At 59.1% G+C, this 22776-nt stretch carries 19 protein-coding genes; 3 read left to right on the top strand and 16 right to left on the bottom strand.

All coding sequences use genetic code 11. From position 1 onward, the window contains the following. Position 1 precedes the first annotated feature (1 nt). Genes yacG through pilB form a run of 5 tightly spaced genes read right to left on the bottom strand, consistent with a single transcriptional unit; the run spans position 2 to position 4613 of the window. Positions 2-202, bottom strand: a complete 201-nt coding sequence (gene yacG, locus ACA052_RS24780) for a DNA gyrase inhibitor YacG (RefSeq protein ID WP_497647212.1) — start codon at positions 200-202, stop codon at positions 2-4. Beyond that, positions 199-822 carry a dephospho-CoA kinase gene (gene coaE, locus ACA052_RS24775; RefSeq protein WP_497647211.1) on the bottom strand — a complete coding sequence of 208 codons (624 nt, stop codon included), beginning with the start codon at positions 820-822 and terminating at the stop codon, positions 199-201. Before coaE ends, yacG begins: the two co-directional genes overlap by 4 nt. Then, a complete protein-coding gene (locus ACA052_RS24770) occupies positions 819-1691 on the bottom strand; it encodes a prepilin peptidase (RefSeq protein ID WP_497647210.1) in 873 nt (290 codons plus the stop codon). Before ACA052_RS24770 ends, coaE begins: the two co-directional genes overlap by 4 nt. Before the next feature lies 1 nt (position 1692). Then, positions 1693-2910 (bottom strand): type II secretion system F family protein, encoded by a 1218-nt coding sequence (locus ACA052_RS24765; protein ID WP_497647209.1) that lies wholly within the window; start codon positions 2908-2910, stop codon positions 1693-1695. Between the two features lie 2 nt (positions 2911-2912). Further along, on the bottom strand, positions 2913-4613 hold the full coding sequence (pilB, locus tag ACA052_RS24760) for a type IV-A pilus assembly ATPase PilB (RefSeq protein ID WP_497647208.1): 1701 nt from the start codon (positions 4611-4613) through the stop codon (positions 2913-2915). Between the two features lie 224 nt (positions 4614-4837). On the opposite strand from pilB, the gene ACA052_RS24755 reads away from it, so the two are divergent. Beyond that, positions 4838-5254: a pilin gene (locus tag ACA052_RS24755; RefSeq protein ID WP_497647207.1), complete on the top strand. Its 417-nt coding sequence runs from the start codon at positions 4838-4840 to the stop codon at positions 5252-5254. 1067 nt (positions 5255-6321) lie between these two features. Continuing rightward, a complete protein-coding gene (locus ACA052_RS24750) occupies positions 6322-6675 on the top strand; it encodes a BON domain-containing protein (protein WP_497647206.1) in 354 nt (117 codons plus the stop codon). A gap of 229 nt (positions 6676-6904) precedes the next feature. Here ACA052_RS24750 and ACA052_RS24745 read toward each other — a convergent pair whose 3' ends face one another. From ACA052_RS24745 to ACA052_RS24700, 10 genes are all read right to left on the bottom strand, one after another. Further along, complete coding sequence (locus ACA052_RS24745) at positions 6905-7201, bottom strand: DUF2845 domain-containing protein (protein WP_497647205.1); 297 nt, start codon at positions 7199-7201, stop codon at positions 6905-6907. Further along, positions 7201-10149 (bottom strand): DUF748 domain-containing protein, encoded by a 2949-nt coding sequence (locus ACA052_RS24740; RefSeq protein WP_497647204.1) that lies wholly within the window; start codon positions 10147-10149, stop codon positions 7201-7203. The genes ACA052_RS24745 and ACA052_RS24740 overlap by 1 nt, the downstream gene beginning before the upstream one ends. A gap of 93 nt (positions 10150-10242) precedes the next feature. After that, positions 10243-11259 carry a class I SAM-dependent rRNA methyltransferase gene (locus tag ACA052_RS24735; protein ID WP_497647203.1) on the bottom strand — a complete coding sequence of 339 codons (1017 nt, stop codon included), beginning with the start codon at positions 11257-11259 and terminating at the stop codon, positions 10243-10245. Positions 11260-11434: 175 nt separating this feature from the next. Continuing rightward, the gene (locus ACA052_RS24730) at positions 11435-12307 is read right to left on the bottom strand and encodes an oxygenase MpaB family protein (RefSeq protein ID WP_497647202.1); all 873 of its coding nucleotides are present in this window, start codon (positions 12305-12307) and stop codon (positions 11435-11437) included. 134 nt (positions 12308-12441) lie between these two features. Next, positions 12442-14379, bottom strand: coding sequence for an acetate--CoA ligase (acs, locus tag ACA052_RS24725; protein ID WP_497647201.1), 1938 nt, complete (start codon positions 14377-14379; stop codon positions 12442-12444). Between the two features lie 234 nt (positions 14380-14613). Next, positions 14614-16278 (bottom strand): glucose-6-phosphate isomerase, encoded by a 1665-nt coding sequence (gene pgi, locus ACA052_RS24720; RefSeq protein WP_497647200.1) that lies wholly within the window; start codon positions 16276-16278, stop codon positions 14614-14616. Positions 16279-16598: 320 nt separating this feature from the next. Then, positions 16599-17459 carry a pantoate--beta-alanine ligase gene (gene panC / locus ACA052_RS24715; RefSeq protein WP_497647199.1) on the bottom strand — a complete coding sequence of 287 codons (861 nt, stop codon included), beginning with the start codon at positions 17457-17459 and terminating at the stop codon, positions 16599-16601. Beyond that, positions 17456-18256 (bottom strand): 3-methyl-2-oxobutanoate hydroxymethyltransferase, encoded by an 801-nt coding sequence (gene panB, locus ACA052_RS24710; protein WP_497647198.1) that lies wholly within the window; start codon positions 18254-18256, stop codon positions 17456-17458. The genes panC and panB overlap by 4 nt, the downstream gene beginning before the upstream one ends. 346 nt (positions 18257-18602) lie before the next feature. Then, complete coding sequence (gene folK / locus ACA052_RS24705; protein ID WP_497647197.1) at positions 18603-19088, bottom strand: 2-amino-4-hydroxy-6-hydroxymethyldihydropteridine diphosphokinase; 486 nt, start codon at positions 19086-19088, stop codon at positions 18603-18605. Between the two features lie 3 nt (positions 19089-19091). Next, positions 19092-20492, bottom strand: coding sequence for a polynucleotide adenylyltransferase PcnB (locus ACA052_RS24700; RefSeq protein ID WP_497647196.1), 1401 nt, complete (start codon positions 20490-20492; stop codon positions 19092-19094). A 150-nt stretch (positions 20493-20642) separates the two neighbouring features. Between ACA052_RS24700 and ACA052_RS24695 the strand changes: the two genes are divergently transcribed. Continuing rightward, positions 20643-20870: a hypothetical protein gene (locus tag ACA052_RS24695; RefSeq protein ID WP_497647195.1), complete on the top strand. Its 228-nt coding sequence runs from the start codon at positions 20643-20645 to the stop codon at positions 20868-20870. A gap of 452 nt (positions 20871-21322) precedes the next feature. On the opposite strand, the gene ACA052_RS24690 is transcribed toward ACA052_RS24695, so the two are convergent. After that, a complete protein-coding gene (locus ACA052_RS24690) occupies positions 21323-22759 on the bottom strand; it encodes a sigma-54-dependent transcriptional regulator (RefSeq protein ID WP_497647194.1) in 1437 nt (478 codons plus the stop codon). Positions 22760-22776: the final 17 nt, after the last annotated feature.

Genomic DNA, 22776 nt, shown 5'->3' with positions numbered 1-22776 from the left:
GTCAGTGACGCGGCTCGAAGTCTTCGCTGAACAGGTCGTCCTCGGCCTCCGGGCTAACCGGAATCTTGTGTTCTTCCGACGCCCAGGCCCCCAGGTCGATCAGTTTGCAGCGGTCCGAACAAAATGGCCGGAACGTGCTGGTGGCGCTCCATTCGACAGGGGCGCCGCAGGTTGGGCAATTGACGGTTGGGGTCTGGCTCATGACTGGCCTCCACGCAAAGTAAGGTAATAGTGATGCAGGCGTTCGACCTCGCTGTGCAGCCAGGCGAGGTCGCGGTCGTTGACCACCACATCGTCGGCATGACTCACGCGGTCCTGGCGGCTGGATTGCACCTTGAGGATCGCCTGGACCTGTTGCTCCGTAGTCTGGTCGCGCTGCAGGGTGCGTTCGATCTGTAGCTGTTCTGGGGCATCGATTACCAGGACCCGCTGGGTCATGGCGTACTGCCCCGACTCGATCAGTAACGGCGAAACCAGAATCGCGTAAGGTGATTTTGCCAGCGCCAGATGATGGGCGATTTCTTCGCCGATCAGTGGATGCAGCAAGGCTTCAAGCCAGCGACGCTCGTCCGGCACTTCGAAGATCAGTTTGCGCAGCGCACCGCGATCCAGTTGCCCATCGGCGTGCAACACGCCGGGGCCGAAGTGTTCGGCGATCTTCACCAGCGCCGGACGCCCCGGCTCCACCACCCAGCGGGCGGCGTGATCGGCGTCCACCACGTGCACGCCAAGGTCGATGAAGTGCTGGGCAGCAGCGCTTTTGCCGCTGCCGATGCCGCCGGTCAGGCCGAGAATCCAGGGTTTTTCCACAGGGGTATTCATTTCAAACCGACAAACTGCCAATAGAAGTCGGTTATTTGACCACCCCAGAGCAACGCAATCCAGCCAGCAATTGCCAGATAGGGGCCGAAGGGGATCGGTGTAGAGGTTTTCGCGTTGCGCAGGCGCAGCAAAATCAAACCGAGCAACGCACCCACCAGCGATGACAGCAGGATGGTCAGGGGCAAAGTCTGCCAGCCACCCCAGGCACCGAGCATCGCCAGCAACTTGAAGTCACCGTGACCCATGCCGTCCTTGCCCGTGATCAATTTGAACAGCCAGAACACCGACCACAGCGCCACGTAGCCGGCAATCGCGCCCCATAACGCGTCTTGCAGAGGCACGAACAGCTCGAAACTGTTGACGATCAGGCCCAGCCAGATCAGCGGCAGCACCAGCACATCCGGTAGCAGTTGATGCTCTGCATCGATCAGGCTCATGGCCAACAAGCCCCAACTCAGGACCAGCACCATGCAGGCTGGCCAGCCGAAACCGAAGTGCCAGGCGATAAACGCCGACAGCAGACCGCAGGCCAGTTCAGTGAGCGGGTAGCGTTTGCTGATGGGTGTGGCGCAGTTTGAACAGCATCCACGCAGAAACACAAAACTGATGACCGGGATATTTTCCCACGCACGGATCCGATGGCCACAGTGCGGGCACTGGGAGTGGGGCAGCATCAGGTTGTAGGTTGGCAGCGGTGTTTCGGTTGGCAGGTCCAGAAGTTCATGGGCCTGTTGGCGCCATTCACGCTCGAGCATTTTCGGCAGGCGCCAGATCAGCACATTGAGAAAGCTGCCGATCAGCAGGCCGACAGCCAGGGCGATGCCGACGAAAACCAGTGGATAGAAGGTCAGAATTTCATTCAAGGGCATGTCAGATCGCTGAGCCGAGTTGAAAGATAGGCAAGTACATGGCAACGACCAAGCCGCCGACAATGACCCCCAGCACCACCATGATGAACGGCTCCATCAGGCTGGTGAGGTTATCGACCATGTTATCGACTTCCGCCTCATAGAAACTCGCGACCTTGTCGAGCATGTCGTCCAGCGCGCCGGACTCTTCGCCGATGGCGGTCATTTGGATCGCCATGTTCGGAAAAATGCCGGAGGAGCGCATGGAGAAATTCAGCTGAATGCCGGTGGATACATCCTGTCTTATCCGCAGTACGGCGCGCTTGAAAACGATGTTGCCGGTCGCTCCGGCCACCGATTCGAGGGCATCCACCAGTGGCACGCCAGCGGCGAACGTAGTCGACAGCGTGCGGGCGTATCGAGCCACCGCGGACTTGTACATCAGCGTGCCAATCAACGGCAGTTTCAGCAGCCAGGTGTCCGTCCAGTCCCGAAAACCTTGCGACGTCTTGAAGGCGTGACGCACACCGAAGATCGCCGCGACCAGCCCGCCGAGCAGTGCCCACCACCATTGCTGCATGAATTCCGACAGTCCGATGACCATCACGGTGAACGCCGGCAGTTCGGCACCAAACCCTTTGAACACCGACTCGAACTGCGGCACCACCTTGACCAGCAGAATCGCGCTCACAATGATCGCGACCAACACCACGGCCAATGGATAGGTCATGGCTTTCTTGATCTTGGCCTTGAGGCTTTCGCTTTTTTCCTTGTAGGTGGCGACCCGCTCCAGCAGGGTATCCAGGGCACCGGCCTGTTCGCCGGCATCCACCAGGTTGCAGTACAGCTCATCGAAATATTGCGGTTTTTTGCGCAGGGACGCCGCGAAGCTGTTACCCGCTGCGACTTCCTGTTTCACCTCGTCCACCAATTTACGCATGGCCGGGTTATCGAAGCCTTCGCCGATGATGTCGAACGACTGCAGCAACGGCACCCCGGCTTTCATCATGGTTGCCATCTGCCGGGTGAACAGGGCGATGTCCTGGGCCTTGATGCGCTTGCCCAGGCTGAAAATCGAGGCGGATTTGCGGCGTACCTTACCGGGGTTGATGCCTTGCTTGCGCAGTTGTGCCTTGATCAGCGCCGGATTTTGACCACTGAGTTCGCCGGTTATTTTCGTGCCTTTGCGGTCCGTGCCTTCCCAGGCATATACGCTGATTTTTGCTGCTTTGACCGCCATGTTCAGTCCTTGGTGACCCGGTTGATTTCTTCAAGGCTGGTGATGCCTTGCATGGCCTTGCGCAGGCCCGAAGTACGCAGGTCGTCGAAGCCGTCCTTACGCATCTGGATATCGATTTCCAGTGAATTGCCTTCGGCCATGATCAGCCGTTGCAGGTCCGGTGTGTTCTTTACCACTTCATAAATCCCCACGCGTCCTTTGTACCCGCCGTTGCAGTGTTCGCAACCGACCGGCTCATAGATCGTGAACGAGCCGATGCGTTCCTCGGGGAAGCCTTCCTTGATCAGCGCCTCGCGCGGGATCTCGATCGGTTTCTTGCAATGGCTGCACAGCTTGCGCGCCAGGCGCTGGGCGATGATCAGGCTCACCGAGGTGGCAATGTTGAAGCCCTGGATGCCCATGTTGTGCAGGCGCGTCAGGGTTTCCGCCGCGCTGTTGGTGTGCAGGGTCGACAGCACCAGGTGCCCGGTCTGCGCAGCCTTGATGGCGATCTCGGCAGTTTCGAGGTCGCGGATTTCGCCGACCATGATCACGTCCGGGTCCTGGCGCAGGAACGAGCGCAGCGCTTGGGCGAAGTCCATCCCCTGCCGGGGGTTGACGTTGACCTGGTTGATGCCTTCCATATTGATTTCCACCGGGTCCTCGGCGGTAGAGATGTTGATGTCCACGGTGTTGAGGATATTCAGCCCGGTATACAACGACACGGTCTTGCCCGAACCGGTGGGCCCGGTCACCAGAATCATCCCTTGCGGCTGCTTGAGGGCGGCCATGTACAAGGCTTTCTGCTCAGGTTCGTAGCCAAGGGCGTCGATGCCCATTTGTGCGCTGGACGGGTCGAGTATCCGGATCACCACTTTCTCGCCCCACAGGGTCGGCAGCGTGTTCACCCGGAAGTCGATGGACTTGCTCTTGGACAGGCGCATCTTGATTCGGCCGTCCTGCGGTTTGCGCCGCTCGGAGATGTCGAGGCTGGCCATGACTTTCAGCCTCGCGGCAATCCGGCTGGCCAGTTGAATCGGTGGTTTTGCGACTTCACGCAGGATGCCGTCGGTGCGCATTCGCACGCGGTAGGTTTTTTCGTAGGGTTCGAAATGCAGGTCGGAGGAGCCACTCTTGATCGCATCCAGCAACATTTTGTGAACGAAGCGCACCACCGGCGCGTCGTCGGCATCCTGGCCGGCGATGGAATCCTGTTTGTGGTCGTCGTTCGATTCGATGTCGAGACTGTCGAGGTCAACGTCGGCCATGTCTTCCAGGCCGGTGCCATGGCTGTCGAAGAATTTTTCGATGGCGTCGCTGAGCTTGTCGTCCTCCACCAGGATGGCTTCGGTGTTCAGCCCGGTGCTGAACTGGATGTCGTTGATGGCCTGGTGATTGGTCGGATCGGAAACCCCCACGAACAGCTTGTTGCCGCGCCGCCAAAGGGGCAGGGCATGGTGCTGACGGACCAGCTTCTCGCTGACCAGCCCCTTGGGCTGGGATTCCTTGTCCAGGCTGTTGAGGTCCAGCAAGGCCATGCCGAAGTGCTCCGAAGCGATCTCGGCGACCTGGCGGCTTTTCACCAGTCTGTTTTGCACCAGGTAACTGACCAGGGAGATTCGGTTGCGTAGTGCTTGCTGATACGCCTGTTGCGCGCTTTGGTCAGTGAGCAGCTCGGCCAGCACCAATTGCTTGGCCAGACCGCTAAGGGCGATGTCATTCATTGGGATACCGGACGCAGACAGTTCATGACTTATAGCCTAGTCAAGGAGCTGAGCCAAACCAGCGGGGTCGAGGTGACAAAAAGTGTCAGATAGTGCGGATGCTGGGGGTAGAAAGGGCGTTGCGTTGTTCTCGCGCCCCGTTAACAGGGGGCGAAGGGCTTGGCATGGGCTGTGCTGCAGCTAGTTCAGATCATGAGATTTCGACTCATGCATGGAGCTTGTTTATGAATACTCAGAAAGGTTTTACGCTGATTGAGCTGCTGATCGTGGTGGCGATCATCGGGATTCTGGCGACGTTTGCGTTGCCGCAGTACTCCAAGTATCAGGCCAAGGCCAAGGTCACGGCCGGTGTCGCCGAGGCGTCTGCGCTTAAAGTCGATTTTGAAAATGTGATGAACGACGGGGTTACCAATCCAAGCACCTCTAATGTGAGTCCAAACGTGACCTCGACTCAAAACTGCACGTTCACGATCGCGGGTACTGTTGCTGACGGCAAAGGGACGATTGCTTGCAAGCTGATCAATGCCCCACCGCCAGTCTTGAATCAAACCATTACTCTGACACGTACCGCTACAGCTGGCTGGACCTGTGCGTTCACGGGGTCGAAAGACTATACAAACAACACCTGCCCGGGCGTCTGACTTATAGCTCTATCTATCAAAGCCCCGCCTCTTACGGCGAAATGCTGTTCGTTGGGGGGGGGATTGGGGGCATATCCGTTTCTGCGGGTGCTGCCGCTGGCCGTTTCGCTCTTACAGCGAGTCACTTGGAAAAGCCCCAAGTAACCAAGGGCTCTTGCCCCTGGCGTACGGCCCTTCGCTGAGGCTCAGGGTTCCCTCGCTCCGGTCCTGCTCCGTGGGCGCGCCGCGATCGGCCATCCATGGCCGTGCGCGGCTAACCCGGCATCCATGCCGGGTTGCCCACTGCGCAGAACCTGCGCTCGGCCTGCCGATGGGGCAAGAAGATCAAAAGCCAAAGCAAAAGCGAGGCGGCCTACCGGCCGGCCTGTCCTTCAAGCGCGCTCGCGTCGCCTACCAATGTTGATCGTTCCCACGCGTGGGAACGATCATCGGCAAGGCTTTTGATCTTCACCACTCAAGGCCGAGCGTTAGCTCGCCTGTAGCTTTTGATCTTGACGCACCGCCCCCTCGTGAGGCCGAGTGGAGGTTCTGCGCAGTGGGCAACCCGGCATGGATGCCGGGTTAGCCGCCCCCGGCCATGGATGGCCGATGGCGGCGTGCCCACGGAGCAGGACCGGAGCGAGGGCATGCCGAGCCACAGCGAGGCACCGAACGAAAGGGGCAGAAGCACTTTGGTTACTTTGGTGCTTTTCCAAAGTGACTCGCCGTAAGGGCGAAACCGCTAGCCGCTGCTGCCCAAATAACGGATATGCCCCAATCCCAATCCCAATCCCAATCCCAACCCCAAAACTCAGGCTATTTTGTTGTCCGGCGTTTGATCCTCAGCAAGCCAACCAGAAAACCCCGACAATTCATGGCCTTAGGCCCACGCCAAAACCCGCAACTTGCATGTAGATAATTCCGAAGTCATGCAATTTGCATGATTTCGAAAATTGAACGATTTTATAAGTAGTTGATTTTAATAGATTTATAGCCTGTCTCAAAGTTGGCACAGCGTTCGCAATATACCCAGTAACCCTGCTGACAAGACACGCAGCAGACTATCTGGAAAAACAGGAGTTACTCGTATGAAGAAGTTCGCTATCGCTGCCGCTACTGCAACCGCGCTGACCCTGACTATGGCCAACGTAGCATTTGCACAGACTCAAACCACCCAGGCGCCAATGACTCTGGCTGCTGGTGAAATGACCAAGGCAAAAGAAACCACTTCCGATACCTGGATCACCACCAAAGTTAAAAGTGACCTGGTAACCGAAAAAGGCATTCCTGGTACCGACATCAAAGTTGAAACCAACAAAGGTGTTGTATCGCTGTCGTCCACCGTCGCGGTGACCGAAGCTCAGAAAACCACCGCCGTGGCCATCACCAAGAAAATCAAAGGCGTCAAAGCGGTCTCCGCTGACGGCCTGAAAGCCGAGTAAGGCAAGACTTCTCGCCTGGACCGGGAGAAGGCGTGGCGGACGAGCCGAGCCATACGTCTGCCGCTTCTTAGGAGTTCATGCGAAGGCCATAAGGATGTGGCCATTACAGGCCTTCGACATTCGTGTCGGGGGCCTGTTCTATTGTGTGGACCCAAAAAAGATCGCAGCCTGCGGCAGCTCCTACATGGGGATACTTGTAGGAGCTGCCGAAGGCTGCGATCTTTTGATTTTAATTACCGCGTTTGCTGGAGATCTGCTTCAGGCGATTACCTTCGAAACGCAAGTATTGATACATCCCGCCATTCGGCCCGTAGGTCCATTCCTCGACCTGAAACTCCTCCCGCCGATTGGCGCTGCGCTTGTAGCCCAACAGATCGCGGCTCACCGGCTCGCCGCACTTTTGCAGCACTTCGCTGGACCGGTCGCCAACGCTGACCAACTGGCTGCCGCAACGCAGCGTATCCGCCGCCCAAGCCTGACTGGCAGCTATCGCCAATACCAGGCCGATCAGCCATCGCTTGATCATCACTCGGCATCCAGATGCAACGGTGTGACTACCCGACCATCACTTTCCGCTTCGCTGAGGTTGGCGTCGATGAAGTACACGCGGTCATCGGCAAGCTGAGTCTTGTCGACCAGATAATCCTTGATGCTGCTGGCGCGATCCTGACCCAGCTGGCGCAAGAGAACGTCGCTGGAGCTCCAGAACTTGATCACGTCGGCGCGCATTTTCGCGGTGCGTTCTTCCCTGCCCAGATCCTTCCATTCTGCTGGCGGCTGAGTCTTCAGGCGCGTGCGATAGATCCCTTCCAGCAGCGGGCCTTTCTCAACGTCCGGCACTTGCAACATGGACGCCTGAGCCGGCACTTTGTCACCGCGCCGCTGGAGCATTTTGTAATAGTTGTATTGGTATTCGCGCTCCAGGCGTTGCTCGGCGATCAGCGGGCCGTCGCTGCTTTTCGCGGCAGTGCCTTCGATTTCCAGGCGCAAGGCCGGCCGTTCCTTGAGCGCCTTGGACAGCTTGACCAACGAATCCTCGGCGTCTTTGCTCAATTCACTTGAACCCGGTGCAAACGCAACAGTACCCAAGTCTTCCGAACCACCGCCATTGATCAGCCCGCCGATCATTTTGAACGGCGCGGCAGCGGCCTTGACGATCAGGTTGCGCAAGGTCTGCCAGACAATCGGCATGACGCTGAATTGCGGGTTGTTCAGGTCGCCGGTGACCGGCAGCTCGATGGAAATCTTGCCGTCGACGTCCTTGAGCAGGGCAATCGCCAGTTTCAGCGGCAGGCTCACAGCATCCGGGCTGTCGACTTTTTCACCCAGTTGCAGTTGCTCGACCACCACTTTGTTTTCTGCCTTCAGCTGGCCCTTGGTGATCAGGTAGTGCAGGTCCAGATTGAGTCGACCTTTGCGGATGCGGTAACCGGCGAATTTGCCGGAGTAGGGGGTCAGCGTGGTCAGCTCTACGCGTTTGAAACTGGTGGCGATGTCGAGACTGGCCATCGGGTCGAACGGGTTGACCGCGCCCTTGATGGTCACTGGCGCATAACGATCGACCTTGCCTTTGATATCGACGCTGGCCGGTTTTGCGTTACGGCTGTCGATCGTGCCGATCTGGCCATTGAGCTGTTGAACCGCCGTGGCGAAATTCGGTGTGAGGCTGAAGTCGGCGAAATTGGCCGAGCCATCATTGATGGCGATGCCGCCAATGTGAATGCCCAGTGGCTTGTCCTTGCTCGCGGCAGGCTTGGCAGCGGTCTTGGCAGCGGAATCGGCCGGTTGCGGGATCAACAGGTCATCGACGTTGGTGGTGCGATCATCGTTGATCATGAAACGCGCATAGGGCTGGAACAGGTTGACCTTGTCGATCGACAGGCTGTCGCCGTGCTGATAATTCAAGCCTTCGAGTACCAACTGCTGCCACTTGAGGACGTCGCGGGTTTTCAGGGTGTCGAGGGTATGCAGTTGATCGACCTGTGCGCGACCGGTGATGCTGAATGCCAGCGGATCGGTGCTTTTCAGGTTGACCGCCAGGTCACTGCCCAGCATGCCGCTGCGCAGTTCCAGGCGTATGAACGGCGTGATATAGGACTGGGCAACGCGCAGGTCGATGTCCTTGGTTTGCACTTTCAACCTGGCACTGACCGGGGCCAGGTTGACCTCGCCATCCGCGGTGATCTTGCCTTGCTTGCCCACGCCGGTGTCGAGCTTGAGGTTGAAAGGCGAGCCATTGAGGCTGTCGAAATTTTGCAGGTCCAGGTTCAGTGGTCCGACATCCAGCGCCACGGCTGGCTGTGCCTTGCGGTCTGCCAGATGAACCTGGTAATCGCGCAGTTGCACGTCTTTGAGCAACACCTGCCAGGGTTTGCTTGGCGCGGCAGGTTCCTTCGGCGAATCGGCCGTCGCCGGGGTGCTGGCCGGTTCGGCGGCGGCTTTGGCGGCCGGTTTCGACGGTTGACTGGCGAACAGTTTCTGCCAGTCGAGTTGCCCGTCAGCTTCAAGGGCTGCCCACGTTTCGAGTTTGTTACTGCGGATTTTTCCCACCACCACTTGCTGTTTGGCCAGGTCCACGGTGGTTTCGCTGACATCGAGTCGCTCGAGTTTCACCAGTGGCCTTCCGTCCGGCGCCTTGATGGCGAAGGGCGCAATACTGACCGCTGTATTGCTCAGCAGCAGTTCGGTTTCCTTGGACAGGTTGAGTTTGTAGTCTGTGCTCAAGCTGACGGTGCCGCTTTCGAGGTCCAGTGGCACCGCGTCGCGCACATAGGGCCAAAAGGCTTTCATCTGGCCGTCGGTGATTTTCAGCTTACCCTCGGAGGCGATGGGGATCAGGCTGAAGTTACCGGTCCAGTCGATCTGCCCACCTGCGGGGCCGACGGCCACCAACGTCATGTCCGCACTGTCGTCGGGCAGGGTGCTGAGGTTGTTCAGCTCGAAGTCGAGTGTGTCGTAGAGGAATTCGATCGGCTCACTGGGACGTGAATCCTTGAAGTGCACCGCGCCGCCAGCCAGTTTGATCCGCTCGATGCGCATCGGAAACGGTTTGGCGTTCGGGTCGGCCGGGGTCGGTTCGCTGGCGGGGATCTTGAACAGGCCGAGCAGGTTGAGTTTGCCGTCCTTGTCGAACAGGATCTCAGTCTTGGGTTTGTCCAGTTCGATATCGGACAAGTGCAGCGCCTTGGTCCACAGGCTGTCGATCTGCAGGTTGGCGTACAGGCGTTCGAAGCCGACCTGTTCCTTGCCCGGCTCGCCGATGATCAGGCCCCAAAGGGTCACTTCAAGGCTGAAGGGGTTGAGTTCGATCCGCGAAATCGTTGCGGGCACCGTGGCGTAGTTAGCCAGTTGTTGGTTGGCAACCCGCAAGGCGATGCCCGGTAAAATCAGAAACCCCAGCAGGCTGTAAAGGGCGAGAGCAGTCAACAAGGCGCCGATAGCGCGAATCAATCCTTTGGGCATGTGCGGCTTCATCTGTCTGAATCGGAGTGCGTTGGAGTATGGCACGCGAATCCGGTTCCGAAGTGATCCTGCTTTATAGGATTAATCTGATTTTGCGGTTGAATCTCAGAGTTGCAGGATCAGGGTTTTCAGCGGCGGCTGTTGATCCATGGACGGGAAATCCCCACCCGGTTTCATCACGGTCCACTCACGCACAGGCCGCCCGGCCTTTTCCGCGCAACGCAGAACCTGTTCGCGCCAATCGTCCATGCTGACTTTTGCCAGGTTGTTGCAGCAGATCAACACGCCATTCTCAGCGGTGGTCAGCAGTGCCGGTTTCAGCAGGCTCTGGTAGTCGCGTAGCAGGTCGACGGTGCCGAACGCGCTCTTCGCCCAGGCCGGCGGATCCAGCAGCACAACATCGTACTGACGTTGTTCCAGGCGCTGGTAGCTCGGCAGTTTCTGCCCGCGACGCTGACTGATCGGCAAACCAGCCAACTGGCGGATCGCCGGGAAGTAGTCCGACTGGATGAACTGCATGGTCGGCAATTGCGGATTGAGCAGGCCGTTTTCGCGACCGACCGCCAGGTTACCCTCGGCGAAGTCCAGGTTGCAGACTTCGCTGGCGCCACCGGCCGCTGCGCTCAGGCCAACGCCGCAGGTGTAGGCAAACAGGTTGAGCACGCTCTTGTCCTTGCTGTGATCCTTGACCCAGCCGCGGGTGTTGCGCAGGTCGAGGAACAACAACGGATCCTGGCCGGGGTGGCGGCCGCGAACCCGATAGTTCAGGCCCCATTCATGGCCGACCAGGTCTTGCAACGCGGCTTCGTCGGCGCGGTAGACGGTGTCTTCGCGGTCGATGCGGGAATTGCCACGGGAACGGTCGTTGTAGACCAGCAGGGTTTCAAGGCCCAGGTGCTGATTGATGGTCTGGTGCAATTGCTGCAGATCAGCACGTTCCAGCGACTGGTGAAAGCTTTGCACCAGCAGTTGCGGGCCGTAGCGGTCGATTGTCAGGCCGCCTGCGCCTTCCTGGCTGCCGTGGAACAACCTGTAGCAATCGGTGCCTTGCTGATACAGCTCGGCGAGCAGGTCCTGGCGATGTTCGAGGGCGGCGCACAGCGCCTGGTTCAAGGAAGACATGCTGGGCGCCTTGCAGGAGGGAATTTGGCGCGGGAGTTTAACAGCTTGAGCGGTGAAGAACCTGTAGGAGCGAGCGGTGCGACGATTCGACTTGCCCGCGAAGAAGGTCGCGCGGTCTGGTTGATACACCGCGTTATCGTTCTTCGCGGGCAAGCCTCGCTCCTACGGGAATGATTCAGGTCAGCAACCCCATCCGCCGTTTGGCCCGATGCACCGAGCCGTTGCGTACCGCCCAGCGCAGCATCGGTGCGCTGCGGTTGACGCTGGCGCGGATCAGTTTGCGCTGCAGCAGGCCTTGGTGGACGCCGAGCATGTCGCTGGCCCAGTCCGGTAGCAGGTCGATGCCGGCCTGCATCATCAACCCGCCGAAAGGCTTGGCCAGGCGACTCGGTGATGGCGCATTCAACAACAACCGCAACACTTCGCGACTGCGCTCGTCGCACAGTAGCTGCGGGCGAATTCGTTCCAGATATTCGGAAACTTCCTGCCGCGAGCGGGGCACATCACGGGCGCCCAGGCGTTCGGCGACAAGCGCGATTTCACCGTAGTAACGATCCTGATCGGCCAGCGACAAGTGCGGATTTCGGTAGCGCAGGTGCGCCGCGAGGAAGTTGCTGACTTCAGCGACATGCACCCAGGTCAGCAGGTCAGGATCGCTGGCGGCGTAGGGCCGGCCATCGGGCGCCGTGCCGGTCACTTGCAGGTGGATGGTGCGGACCTTTTCGATCAACCAGTCGGCATCCTTGCGCGAGCCGAAGGTGGTGCCGGAGATGAATTGCCCGGTGCGACGCAACCGGCCAAGCATGTCCTCGCGAAAATTCGAATGGTCCCAGACCCCGGCCAGGGCCAGTGGATGCAAGGCTTGCAGCATCAGGGCGCTGATGCCGCCGATGAGCATGCTGCTGAAGTCGCCATGAACTTGCCAGCTCACCGAATCCGGGCCAAACAGACCGGGATCACCCTTGGGGTTTTCCAGGTCGAGCTTGCCGAGGGACAGGCCGGTGAGGCTCATGACCTGGGTTTCGATGCGGCTGCGGATGAATTCCATGGCAACTCGGTGGCGAAAAAAATGCGGACTTGGCGCCTTGTGTAGGAGCTGCCGAAGGCCGCGATCTTTTGACTTTTGTTTTCAAGATCAAAAGATCGCAGCCTGCGGCAGCTCCTACAAGGGCGGTCCGGGTGTTATTGGTTCAGGCGTTTATCGACCAGATCCTGCACCACGCTCGGATCGGCCAGGGTCGAGGTGTCGCCCAGACTGTCGAGCTCGTTGCAGGCGATCTTGCGCAGAATCCGCCGCATGATCTTGCCCGAACGGGTTTTTGGCAAGGCCGGAGCCCACTGGATCAAGTCCGGTTTGGCGAAACTGCCGATTTCCTTGCTGACATGGGCCAGCAATTCTTTCTTCAGTTCGTCGCTGGGCTCGGTACCGTTCATGGGCGTGACGAAGGCATAGATGCCCTGGCCTTTGACGTCGTGAGGGTAACCGACCACGGCGGCCTCGGCGATGCTGTCGTGCAGCACCAGCGCACTTTCCACCTCGGCGGTCCCGATGCGATGCCCGGAGACGTTGATCACATCGTCGATGCGCCCGGTGATCCAGTAATCGCCATCCTCGTCGCGCCGTGCACCGTCACCGGTAAAGTAGTAGCCGGGGTACGGCTTGAAGTAGGTGTCGACCATTCGTTGCGGGTCGCCGTAGACACTGCGGATCTGTGCCGGCCAGCTGGATTTGATTGCCAGTACGCCACTGCCGGCGCCCTTGATTTCCTTGCCCGTTTCATCCAGCAGCACCGGTTGCACACCAAACATGGGTTGGGTGGCGCAGCCGGGTTTGATCCGTTGCGCGCTGACCAAGGGGCTGAGCATGATGCCGCCGGTTTCGGTCTGCCACCAAGTGTCGACAATGGGGCAGCGCTGTTCGCCGACGGCATTGAAGTACCAGTCCCACGCTTCCGGGTTGATCGGCTCACCGACACTGCCGAGTAATCTGAGGCTCGCCCGGGACGTTTCCTTCAACGGCTCGGGGCCTTCGCGCATCAGCGAGCGCAGGGCGGTCGGCGCGGTGTAGAAAATGTTCACGTGGTGTTTGTCGATGACCTGCCAGAAGCGTGAACTGCTCGGGTAGCTCGGCACGCCTTCGAAGATCAGTGTGGTCGCGCCGTTGGCCAGCGGGCCGTAGACGATGTAGCTGTGGCCGGTGACCCAGCCGACGTCGGCGGTGCACCAGAAGACTTCGTTGTCGCGGTAGTCGAGCACGTACTTGAAGGTCATCGCCGCTTGCAGCAGATAGCCGCCGGTGGTGTGCAGGACGCCTTTGGGTTTGCCGGTGCTGCCGGAGGTGTAGAGGATAAACAGCGGGTCTTCGGCGTCCATCGGCTCGGGTGGGCAATCGTCGCTGACGTCCCGCAGTGCCTGGTGATACCAGATGTCCCGGCCTTCGACCCAGTTCACGTCACCCTGGGTCCGCTCGACCACGATCACCGTGCTGACATTCGGGCAACTGAGCAGCGCCTTGTCGACCTTCTCTTTGAGCGGCACGAATTTACCGCCGCGAACGCCTTCATCGGCGGTGATCACGGTGCGGCAGTCGGCATCGAGGATCCTGTCGCGCACAGAGTCCGGGGAGAAACCGCCAAACACCACCGAATGCACCGCGCCAATCCGTGTGCAGGCGAGCATGGCGTAGGCGGCTTCGGGGATCATCGGCATGTAGATGCACACCCGGTCACCTTTCTTCACGCCACGGCTTTTGAGCACGTTGGCCAGGCGGCAGACGTTGTGATGCAGTTTTTTGTAGGTGATTTGGGCGGATTCGACAGGGTTGTCGCCTTCCCAGATGATCGCGATCTGGTCGCCGCGCTTTTCCAGGTGACGGTCGATGCAGTTGTAACTGACGTTCAGTTTTCCACCCGCGAACCAGCTGGCTTCACCGGTTTTCAGGTTATAGCGCTGGACCGTGTCCCACGGAGCGCTCCAGTCGAGAAAGCGTGTGGCCTGTTCAGCCCAGAAGGTACTGGGGTGTTCGATGGATTGGCGATACAGGCGATGGTAGTCGTCTTGACTCAAGTGTGCAGCCCGGCGGACGGCATCGGCTTTGGGGAACGTGCTGATATCGAACATGACGGTTCCTTATTCTTGTTTGCGACAAGAGGGGAGCTTCGCGACCCCCTGTGTAGGAGCTGCCGCAGGCTGCGATCTTTTGATCTTGAAGTTTAAAAAACAAGATCAAAAGATCGCAGCCTGCGGCAGCTCCTACACAGTGATAGCGCACGCCACCGATTTTGCAGTAAACCCGGTGCCGTGGAATTGTCATGCTGCAGGTTGAAGGGGCGAGTAAACCGCCCCTTCAGCCTATCACCCGCGGTGACGACCGCGGAAGTAGTTGATCAGCCCTTGGGTGGAGGCATCGTCAGCCGGGGTTTCTTCGCTGCCGACCAGACGGTTGTAGACACCTTTGCCCAACTCTTTACCCAGTTCCACTCCCCATTGGTCAAAGGCGTTGATGCCCCAGATCACGCTTTGCACGAAGACTTTGTGTTCGTACATCGCCACCAGGGCGCCAAGACGACGCGGGCTGATGCGTTCGACCACCAGGGTGTTGCTCGGACGGTTGCCCGGGATCACCTTGTGCGGTGCGAGCTTCTGCACGTCTTCTTCGCTCATGCCCTTGTCACGCAGCTCGGCTTCGGCCTCGGCGCGGGTCTTGCCGAGCATCAGTGCCTGGCTTTGGGACAGGCAGTTGGCGTACAGCCACTGATGGTGGTCGGAGACCGGGTTGAAGCTGACGATGGGCACGATGAAATCGGCCGGGATCAGTTGGGTGCCCTGGTGCAGCAACTGGTGGTACGCGTGCTGGCCGTTGCAGCCCACGCCACCCCAAATCACAGGGCCCGTGTCGGTGGACACTGGCGTGCCGTCCTGGCGCACGCTCTTGCCGTTGGACTCCATGTCCAGCTGTTGCAAGTGCTTGGTGATGTTGCGCAGGTAGTGGTCGTACGGCAGGATCGCGTGGCTCTGCGCACCCCAGAAGTTGCCGTACCAGACGCCGAGCAAGGCCAGCAGCACCGGCATGTTCTGGTCGAAAGGCGCGCTCTGGAAATGTTGGTCCATGGTGTAGGCGCCGGACAACAGCTCCTTGAAGTTCGACATGCCGATGGCCAGGGCAATCGGCAAACCGATGGCCGACCACAGCGAGTAACGCCCGCCGACCCAGTCCCACATCGGGAAGATGTTTTCTTCGCGGATACCGAACGCCACAGCCGCCGCGTTGTTGCTGGAAACGGCGATGAAGTGACGATACAGCTCGGCTTCAGAACCCCCCTGGGCCAGGTACCAGGCGCGAGCGGCCTGGGCATTTTTCAGGGTTTCGAGGGTATTGAAGGATTTCGACGAGACGATGAACAACGTGGTCTCGGCGCGCAGCTTCATGGTCAGTTCGTGGAACTCACTGCCGTCGATGTTCGCCAGGTAGTGGCAGCGTACGCCTTTCTGGGCGTAGGACAGCAGCGCTTCGGAAACGAGTTCTGGACCGAGGAACGAACCACCGATGCCGATGTTCACCACGTCGGTGATCGGTTTTTCGGTGTACCCGCGCCATAGGCCGTCATGGATCCGGCCGACGAGGTCAGTAATCTGGTTCAGGACTTTGTGCACTTCCGGCATCACGTTGACGCCGTTGACCGACAGTTTGTCGCCGACAGGGCGGCGCAGGGCGGTGTGCAAGGCCGGACGACCCTCGGACGAGTTGACGATTTCGCCTTCGAAGAGTGCTTTGATCGCGCCCTTGAGGTCGACTTCGTCGGCCAGGCCCACCAGCAAATTGCGGGTCTCGGCGTTAATCAGGTTCTTCGAATAATCGAGAAACAGGCCACAGCTGCTGAGGGTAAATTGAGTAAAGCGCTGCGGGTCGGCATTGAAGGCTTCGCGCATGCTGAAATCCTGCATGGCTTGGCGGTGGTCATTCAACGCTTGCCAGGCGGGCAGAGCGGTCACGTCGTGAGGAGTGCGGTAATACGCCATCGCTGCGGGTTTCCTTTTTACTTGAACGGCCTTTTGAACACGATAAATCCCGGAGCGCTGCGGGTGAGCGTCCGGTCAACTGCGTCGACACGATTTCATGACACAGGGCGAATACAGTAAACCTCGCGCTGCAATCTGTCTTGACTTTGTCTGACCCGTTCCCGGTACTTTTTTATACATCAAGCAGGGATCGGTCCGACAAACGGAGAGAGGGTTTGAACAGGCGGGCTGAGCCGGGGTGGAATATGGCGCAAAAGATCGCAGCCTTCGGCAGCTCCTACAGGGAGACGCCGTAGGCTGCGATCTTTTGATCTTGCCGTTTAAACCGCGCCGTCGAGGTTGAGGTGCAGGTTGTCGATCAACCGGGTGGTGCCGAGAAACGCCGCCACCAGAATCACCAGGTCCCGATCCTCAGCAGTCGCTGGACGCAAGGTCAGCGCATGACGGATTTCCAGATAGTCCGGACGCAATCCCGCCGCTTCAAGCTGTTTGATCTGGGTGTCGATCAACGTCGGGTAATCGCGATCACCCTGTTTGATCGCCTCGGCAATCTGGCACAAGCCGCGATACACAACCGGCGCAACGGCCCGCTGTTCTTCGCTGAGGAAGCCATTGCGCGACGACAGCGCCAGGCCATCTGCGGCCCTTACGGTCGGCTCGCCGATGATCTGGACCGGCATATTCAGGTCATGCACCAGCGCGCGGATAACCGCCAATTGCTGGAAGTCTTTCTGGCCAAAGATCGCCAGGTCCGGCTGGACCATGTTGAACAGCTTGCTGACCACCGTCGCCACACCTTCAAAATGCCCGGGACGGCTGGCGCCACACAGGCCTTCGGAAAGTTGCGGCACGCTGACGCGAGTCTGGCCGGTCATGCCGTCGGGGTACATTTCTTCGACGGTTGGCGCGAACAGCAAGTGGCAGCCGGCCTGGAGCAGTTTTTCCTGGTCGGCTGCGAGGGTGCGCGGGTACTTGTCGAGGTCTTCGCCGGCGCCGAATTGCAACGGGTTGACGAAGATGCTCGCGACCACGAAATCCACCCGTTGGGAGGCTTTGGTAATCAGCGCGACATGACCACTGTGCAGGTTGCCCATGGTCGGCACGAAGCCGATGCGCTTGCCTTCACTGCGGGCACGGGCCACGGCGGCCCGCAATTCGCGTACGGTTTTTACGGTGTTCATGCAGAGAATCCGTGCTCGATACCAGGGAAAGTGGCTGCTTTGACTTCGGCGACATAGGCACTCAAGGCTGCTTGAATGCTGTCTTGACCTGCCATGAAGTTTTTCACGAATTTCGGCATACGGCCGGTAATGGACAAGCCGAGCATGTCATGCAGGACCAGTACCTGGCCGTCGGTGGCGTTGCCGGCACCGATGCCGATCACCGGGATTTTCACCGCTTGGGTGATTTCTTCGGCCAGTTCGCTCGGTACGCATTCGAGCAGCAACATCGCCGCACCGGCCTGCTCGAGGGAAATTGCGTCGGCACGCATCTGCCGCGCCTGGTTTTCGTTGCGGCCCTGGACTTTGTAACCTCCGAGGATGTTCACCGATTGCGGCGTGAGCCCCATGTGCGCGCACACCGGAATACCGCGTTCGGCCAACAGCCGAATCGAGTCCGCCAGCCACAGTGCGCCTTCCACTTTGACCATGTGCGCACCGGCCTGCATCAACAGCGCGCTGTTGGTCATGGCTTGCTCGGTGGTGGCATAGGCCATGAACGGCAGGTCGGCGAGGATCAATGCATCGGTGTTGCCACGTTTGACGGCGGCCACGTGGTAAGCCATCTCAGCGGTAGTGACCGGCAAGGTGCTGTCGTGACCTTGCAAAACCATGCCGAGGGAGTCGCCCACCAGCAGCACTTCGACACCGGCCTCATTGCAGGCATGGGCGAAGGTTGCGTCATAGCAGGTCAGCATGGTGATTTTTTCACCTTTTTGCTTGATACCTTGCAAGGTGGTCAGGGTGATGGCTGGCATGAAAAATTCCTCATTCAGGCGCTGTGGAAACTACTGCGAGTAACGCGCGTGATTCTTCGTTTAAATACAGGCGCACGGTCTATTGTCGTGCTTTTAAGGCCTGGATTGCGCCCTTCAACGCCCTATTGGCGGCAACGGGACGCCTATAGTCGTGAGGAGAACTCGGGAAGTCAATTGCATGTGTTACCGCGTTGTTACGCGTGGGGTGTTACCGGCGTAACTGATGCGATTCAGCAAGATTTCGGTGTGGCTTGCATCGTCAAAAGATCACAGCCATCGGCAGCTCCTACAGGTGCGGCGTACGCCATGTAGGAGCTGCCGAAGGCTGCGATCTTTTGATGGGGATTCAAGTCGGGGGTAGGCGTTCCAACCCGACGAACGGGCAGGCAGCGAGCAATTCCTTCAGGCTGCGGCCATCGGCCAAACGCAGATCTACAGGCGCCAGCTCGGCCAGCGGATACAGAACGAAGGGGCGTTCCTGCAGATGGTAGTGGGGGACTTTGAGGCGCGGCTCGTCGATCAGTCGATCACCGAACAGAACGATGTCGAGATCAAGCGTGCGTGGTCCCCAGCGTTCGAGACGCTCGCGACCCTGTTGGTTTTCGATGGCTTGCAGCGCATCGAGCAGGTCCAGCGGGGCAAGCAGGCTGTCGAGCGCGGCGACCGCGTTGGTGTAACGCGGTTGGCCGGGCAATAGCGAGTCGCTTTGATAAAACGCGGACACCCCGACCAGTTCAGTCTGCGGCAACCGGGCCAGCGCCTCGACGGCGCTGCGCAGTTGTTCGACGGGGGCAGCGAGATTGCTGCCCATGCCGATGTAGATGCGTTCCATGGATTACTCGCCCGTAGCGCTCGGTGCGCCGGCAGCGCGTTTGCGCTTGGCACCGCCGCTGCGACGACGTTTGCGGGGCGCGCCGGTGCCGTCATCCTTGCCGCTGAGGTCGCGGATCATGTCGCGGCGCTCGCTGTCGTTGGCGTCCTGATAGTCCGTCCACCATTCGCCCAGCCCATCGGTCTGCTCGCCCGCACTTTCGCGCAGCAGCAGGAAGTCGTAGCCGGCGCGGAACCGTGGATTGTCCAGCAACAGGTCGGCGCGCTTGCCGCTGCGGCGTGGCAAACGCTCCTGCATGTCCCAGATCTCGCGGATCGGCATGGTGAAGCGTTTGGGGATCGCAATCCGTTGGCACTGTTCGGCAATCAGTTCGTGCGCCGCTTCCTGCATCGCCGGAATCGGCGGCATGCCGCGCTCTTGCAGGCGCAACACGCGGGCCGGCAGGGCAGGCCACAACAGGGCTGCAAACAGGAACGCCGGGGTCACCGGCTTGTTCTGCTTGATCCGCAGGTCGGTGTTGATCAGCGCTTCGCTGATCAGGGTGTGGGTGTACGTCGGGTTGTATTCCAGCGCCTCGGCACTGGCCGGGAACAGCGGATCGAACAACTGCAAGTCGACCAGCATCTCGAAGGTGTCCGCGGCATGGCCGGAAAGGAACAGCTTGAGCACTTCTTCGAACAGGCGGGCCGATGGGATCTCGCGCAGCATCGGTGCCAGGTCGCGGATCGGCAGGGCGCTGTGTTTTTCGATGCCGAAATTCAGCTTGGCGGCGAAACGCACGGCTCGCAGCATCCGCACCGGGTCTTCCTGGTAGCGTTGCTTTGGATCGCCGATCAGCCGGATCAAGTGATTGCGAATGTCGTGTACGCCGTTGGCGTAATCGAGAATGCGCTCGCTGACCGGGTCGTAATACAGGGCGTTGATGGTGAAGTCGCGACGTTGCGCGTCTTCTTCCAGCGTGCCGTAGACGTTATCGCGCAGGATGCGTCCGCTCTCGTTGCGGGAAGACTGGTTGCTGTCTTCCTCTTCATCGTTTTGCGGGTGATTGGCGCGGAAAGTCGCCACTTCAATGATTTCGCGACCGAAGTGGATGTGCACCAGTTTGAAGCGGCGACCGATGATACGCGCGTTGCGGAATTCGGCCCGGATTTGTTCTGGTGTAGCGCTGGTAGCAACGTCGAAATCTTTGGGCGTGATGCCCAACAGCATGTCGCGCACGCAGCCGCCGACCAGATAGGCCTGGTAACCGGCGTTCTGCAGGCGTTCGACGATGTTCACCGCATAACGGCTGAATTGGCCCTTCTGCAGCGAATGTTGGCCGCTGTTGAGCACTTCAGGCGTACTGCGAATGTGTTGCGTATGACGCTTGGGAGAACGGAGTGACTGGAACAGCTTCTTCAGCATGGGATGCACTGTTTGAAGGAATGTTCGGCCAAAACGAAGAATGACCGCATGATGGGCGGGGATTCTAGCATTTAGTCAGGGGATGGTGTAGGAAGCTGCGCAAGCGCTTGAAGGGGATGTCTAAAAGATTTGGCTACTGTAGGAGCGAGCTTGCTCGCGAAAGACGTGAACGATAACGCGTGTTTCCTGAATGTACGCGGCGCGCCTGAATTCATCGCGAGCAAGCTCGCTCCTACAGTACGCAGGTTTTTCGAATCGCAGAAACTACAAGGGGAGCCGAAGCTCCCCAAGAAAGTAGTTGCATGTTCTATTTTTGTTATTGGTTTCGGGCTTTTTGTTTTTGTTGAGTGCCCGCGTCATGAAGTGTTTCTTTCATGACCCTCCCAATCGGGAGCCAAGAGCAAACGGATTGCTTTGGTCGCTGTGCTGCAGTGATCTTGCGATCCAACCAGTTCAGGCTCTGTCTTAAGACAGTTTTTTGTTGTTCTCGGCCTGGTCGTGGGGCAAGCCCCAAATACAACGCCTCTCCAAAAGAATCAGTTAGCTGCGCCTCTCGCCGTCTTGTTTTTATTGTGCGTGAGTCGATTCGTCTTATTTTTATTGTCTTGTGCATTACTTGTTATTGTTCTTGTACTGAACATATAGCAGGGTGCGTGCCAACTTTTGCGAACCCCAGTAAATAAAGGGCTTAGGTCGTATGGTGGCTTTGCAGGGGGCCAAAAAAAGCCGGGGCTTCGTTACCGTAAGCCCCGGCTTCTGTTACGTGAAAAAGCTGAGGTAACAGTTTTTTCACATTGTCACGTGTTACCCACACCTTCGACAGGCGAGGTTCAGCTCTCGCTGGCGACCCCTGTCTTGCGCCGTGGAATGCCCAGGCGTTGACGACGTTCCCACAGGCATTTGCGACTGACCCCGAGTTTGCGCGCCAACTCGGTTTCGGTCATATGGTCCTGATGCTCGAGTACGAAGTGCTGGAAGTAGTCTTCCAGTGACAGGTCTTCGGTGGGCTCGTGACTGTTGTTACTGGCGCTGTTGCCCTGTTGCGGCGCCAGGCCGATGAAGTCGTCGTCTTCCAGGTCGCTCAGCTCGATATCGATACCCAGCAGCTCGGCGGAAATCTCCGGGCTCTCACACAGGATGACCGCGCGCTCGACGGCGTTCTCCAGCTCACGAACGTTACCTGGCCAGGTGTAATGACGAATGGCCTGCTCGGCATCCGGAGCGAATTTCAGGTCGGTGCGGTTGACCCGCGCGCTCTGTCGCGCCAGGAAGGCATTGGCAATTTCGTTAACGTCGGCGCCGCGTTCGCGCAGGGCCGGCAATTTCAGGGCGATAACGTGGAGGCGGTAATAAAGGTCTTCACGGAACTGGCCAATCTTCGCCAGGCTCTTGAGGTCCCGGTGAGTGGCGGCGATCAGGCGTACATCGACTTTCTGCGATTGCACCGAGCCCACCCGGCGAATTTCACCTTCCTGCAATACACGCAGCAGGCGAGCCTGGGCTTCCAGTGGCAGTTCGCCGATTTCGTCGAGGAACAAGGTGCCGCCGTCCGCTGCTTCCACCAGGCCTGCGCGCCCGGCGCTGGCGCCAGTGAACGCACCCTTTTCGTGGCCGAACAGTTCGGATTCGATCAGGCTTTCCGGGATGGCCGCGCAGTTCACCGAAATCATCGGCGCCTTGGCGCGCTTGGACAGGTTGTGCAGGGCCCGCGCCACCAGTTCTTTACCGGTGCCGGATTCGCCCTGGATCAGGACATTGGAGTCGGTCGGTGCGACTTTGCGGATCTTGCTGTACAGATCCTGCATCGGCGGGCAGGACCCGATGATGCCGATCTCTCCGTTGCTGTTGTCGACGCCCGCCTTCGCGGCGCCATTGGTGGCTTTGCCAACGACAGGCTCGCCGCTGGCTTGCACCGATTGCCGGTCACGCAGGATTCGCGCGACGGCCTGAAGCATTTCGTCGTGGTCGAAAGGCTTGGCGATGTAATCCACCGCGCCCATCTTCATTGAGTCGACGGCAGAACGCAGGCTGGCGTAGCTGGTCATGATCAGCACCGGTGTGCCCTGGCCGAGTTTGATCAACTCGGTACCCGGCGCGCCCGGCAGGCGCAGGTCGCTGACGATCAGGTCGAACGTGGGAATAGTGAAGCGTTCTTGTGCTTCCTGCACTGAACCGGCTTCGCTGACCTGATACTGGTTACGTTCCAGCAGGCGGCGCAAGGCGGAGCGGATAATTGTTTCGTCTTCGACGATCAAAATGTGCGGCATTGATTCGATACTCTCGA

The sequence above is a fragment of the Pseudomonas sp. LBUM1644 genome (assembly GCF_059716195.1).
This window is presented reverse-complemented; position numbering and strand designations above follow the sequence as displayed.

Coding starts and splice junctions, on each gene's coding strand:
- ACA052_RS24690 (WP_497647194.1), bottom strand. CDS start 22,759: ATGCCGCACATTTTGATCGTCGAAGACGAAACAATTATCCGCTCCGCC.
- panC (WP_497647199.1), bottom strand. CDS start 17,459: ATGAACACCGTAAAAACCGTACGCGAATTGCGGGCCGCCGTGGCCCGT.
- ACA052_RS24730 (WP_497647202.1), bottom strand. CDS start 12,307: ATGGAATTCATCCGCAGCCGCATCGAAACCCAGGTCATGAGCCTCACC.
- coaE (WP_497647211.1), bottom strand. CDS start 822: ATGAATACCCCTGTGGAAAAACCCTGGATTCTCGGCCTGACCGGCGGC.
- pgi (WP_497647200.1), bottom strand. CDS start 16,278: ATGGCGTATTACCGCACTCCTCACGACGTGACCGCTCTGCCCGCCTGG.
- ACA052_RS24755 (WP_497647207.1), top strand. CDS start 4,838: ATGAATACTCAGAAAGGTTTTACGCTGATTGAGCTGCTGATCGTGGTG.
- acs (WP_497647201.1), bottom strand. CDS start 14,379: ATGTTCGATATCAGCACGTTCCCCAAAGCCGATGCCGTCCGCCGGGCT.
- ACA052_RS24765 (WP_497647209.1), bottom strand. CDS start 2,910: ATGGCGGTCAAAGCAGCAAAAATCAGCGTATATGCCTGGGAAGGCACG.
- pilB (WP_497647208.1), bottom strand. CDS start 4,613: ATGAATGACATCGCCCTTAGCGGTCTGGCCAAGCAATTGGTGCTGGCC.
- ACA052_RS24750 (WP_497647206.1), top strand. CDS start 6,322: ATGAAGAAGTTCGCTATCGCTGCCGCTACTGCAACCGCGCTGACCCTG.
- panB (WP_497647198.1), bottom strand. CDS start 18,256: ATGCCAGCCATCACCCTGACCACCTTGCAAGGTATCAAGCAAAAAGGT.
- ACA052_RS24745 (WP_497647205.1), bottom strand. CDS start 7,201: ATGATCAAGCGATGGCTGATCGGCCTGGTATTGGCGATAGCTGCCAGT.
- ACA052_RS24770 (WP_497647210.1), bottom strand. CDS start 1,691: ATGCCCTTGAATGAAATTCTGACCTTCTATCCACTGGTTTTCGTCGGC.
- ACA052_RS24700 (WP_497647196.1), bottom strand. CDS start 20,492: ATGCTGAAGAAGCTGTTCCAGTCACTCCGTTCTCCCAAGCGTCATACG.
- yacG (WP_497647212.1), bottom strand. CDS start 202: ATGAGCCAGACCCCAACCGTCAATTGCCCAACCTGCGGCGCCCCTGTC.
- ACA052_RS24740 (WP_497647204.1), bottom strand. CDS start 10,149: ATGAAGCCGCACATGCCCAAAGGATTGATTCGCGCTATCGGCGCCTTG.
- ACA052_RS24735 (WP_497647203.1), bottom strand. CDS start 11,259: ATGTCTTCCTTGAACCAGGCGCTGTGCGCCGCCCTCGAACATCGCCAG.
- folK (WP_497647197.1), bottom strand. CDS start 19,088: ATGGAACGCATCTACATCGGCATGGGCAGCAATCTCGCTGCCCCCGTC.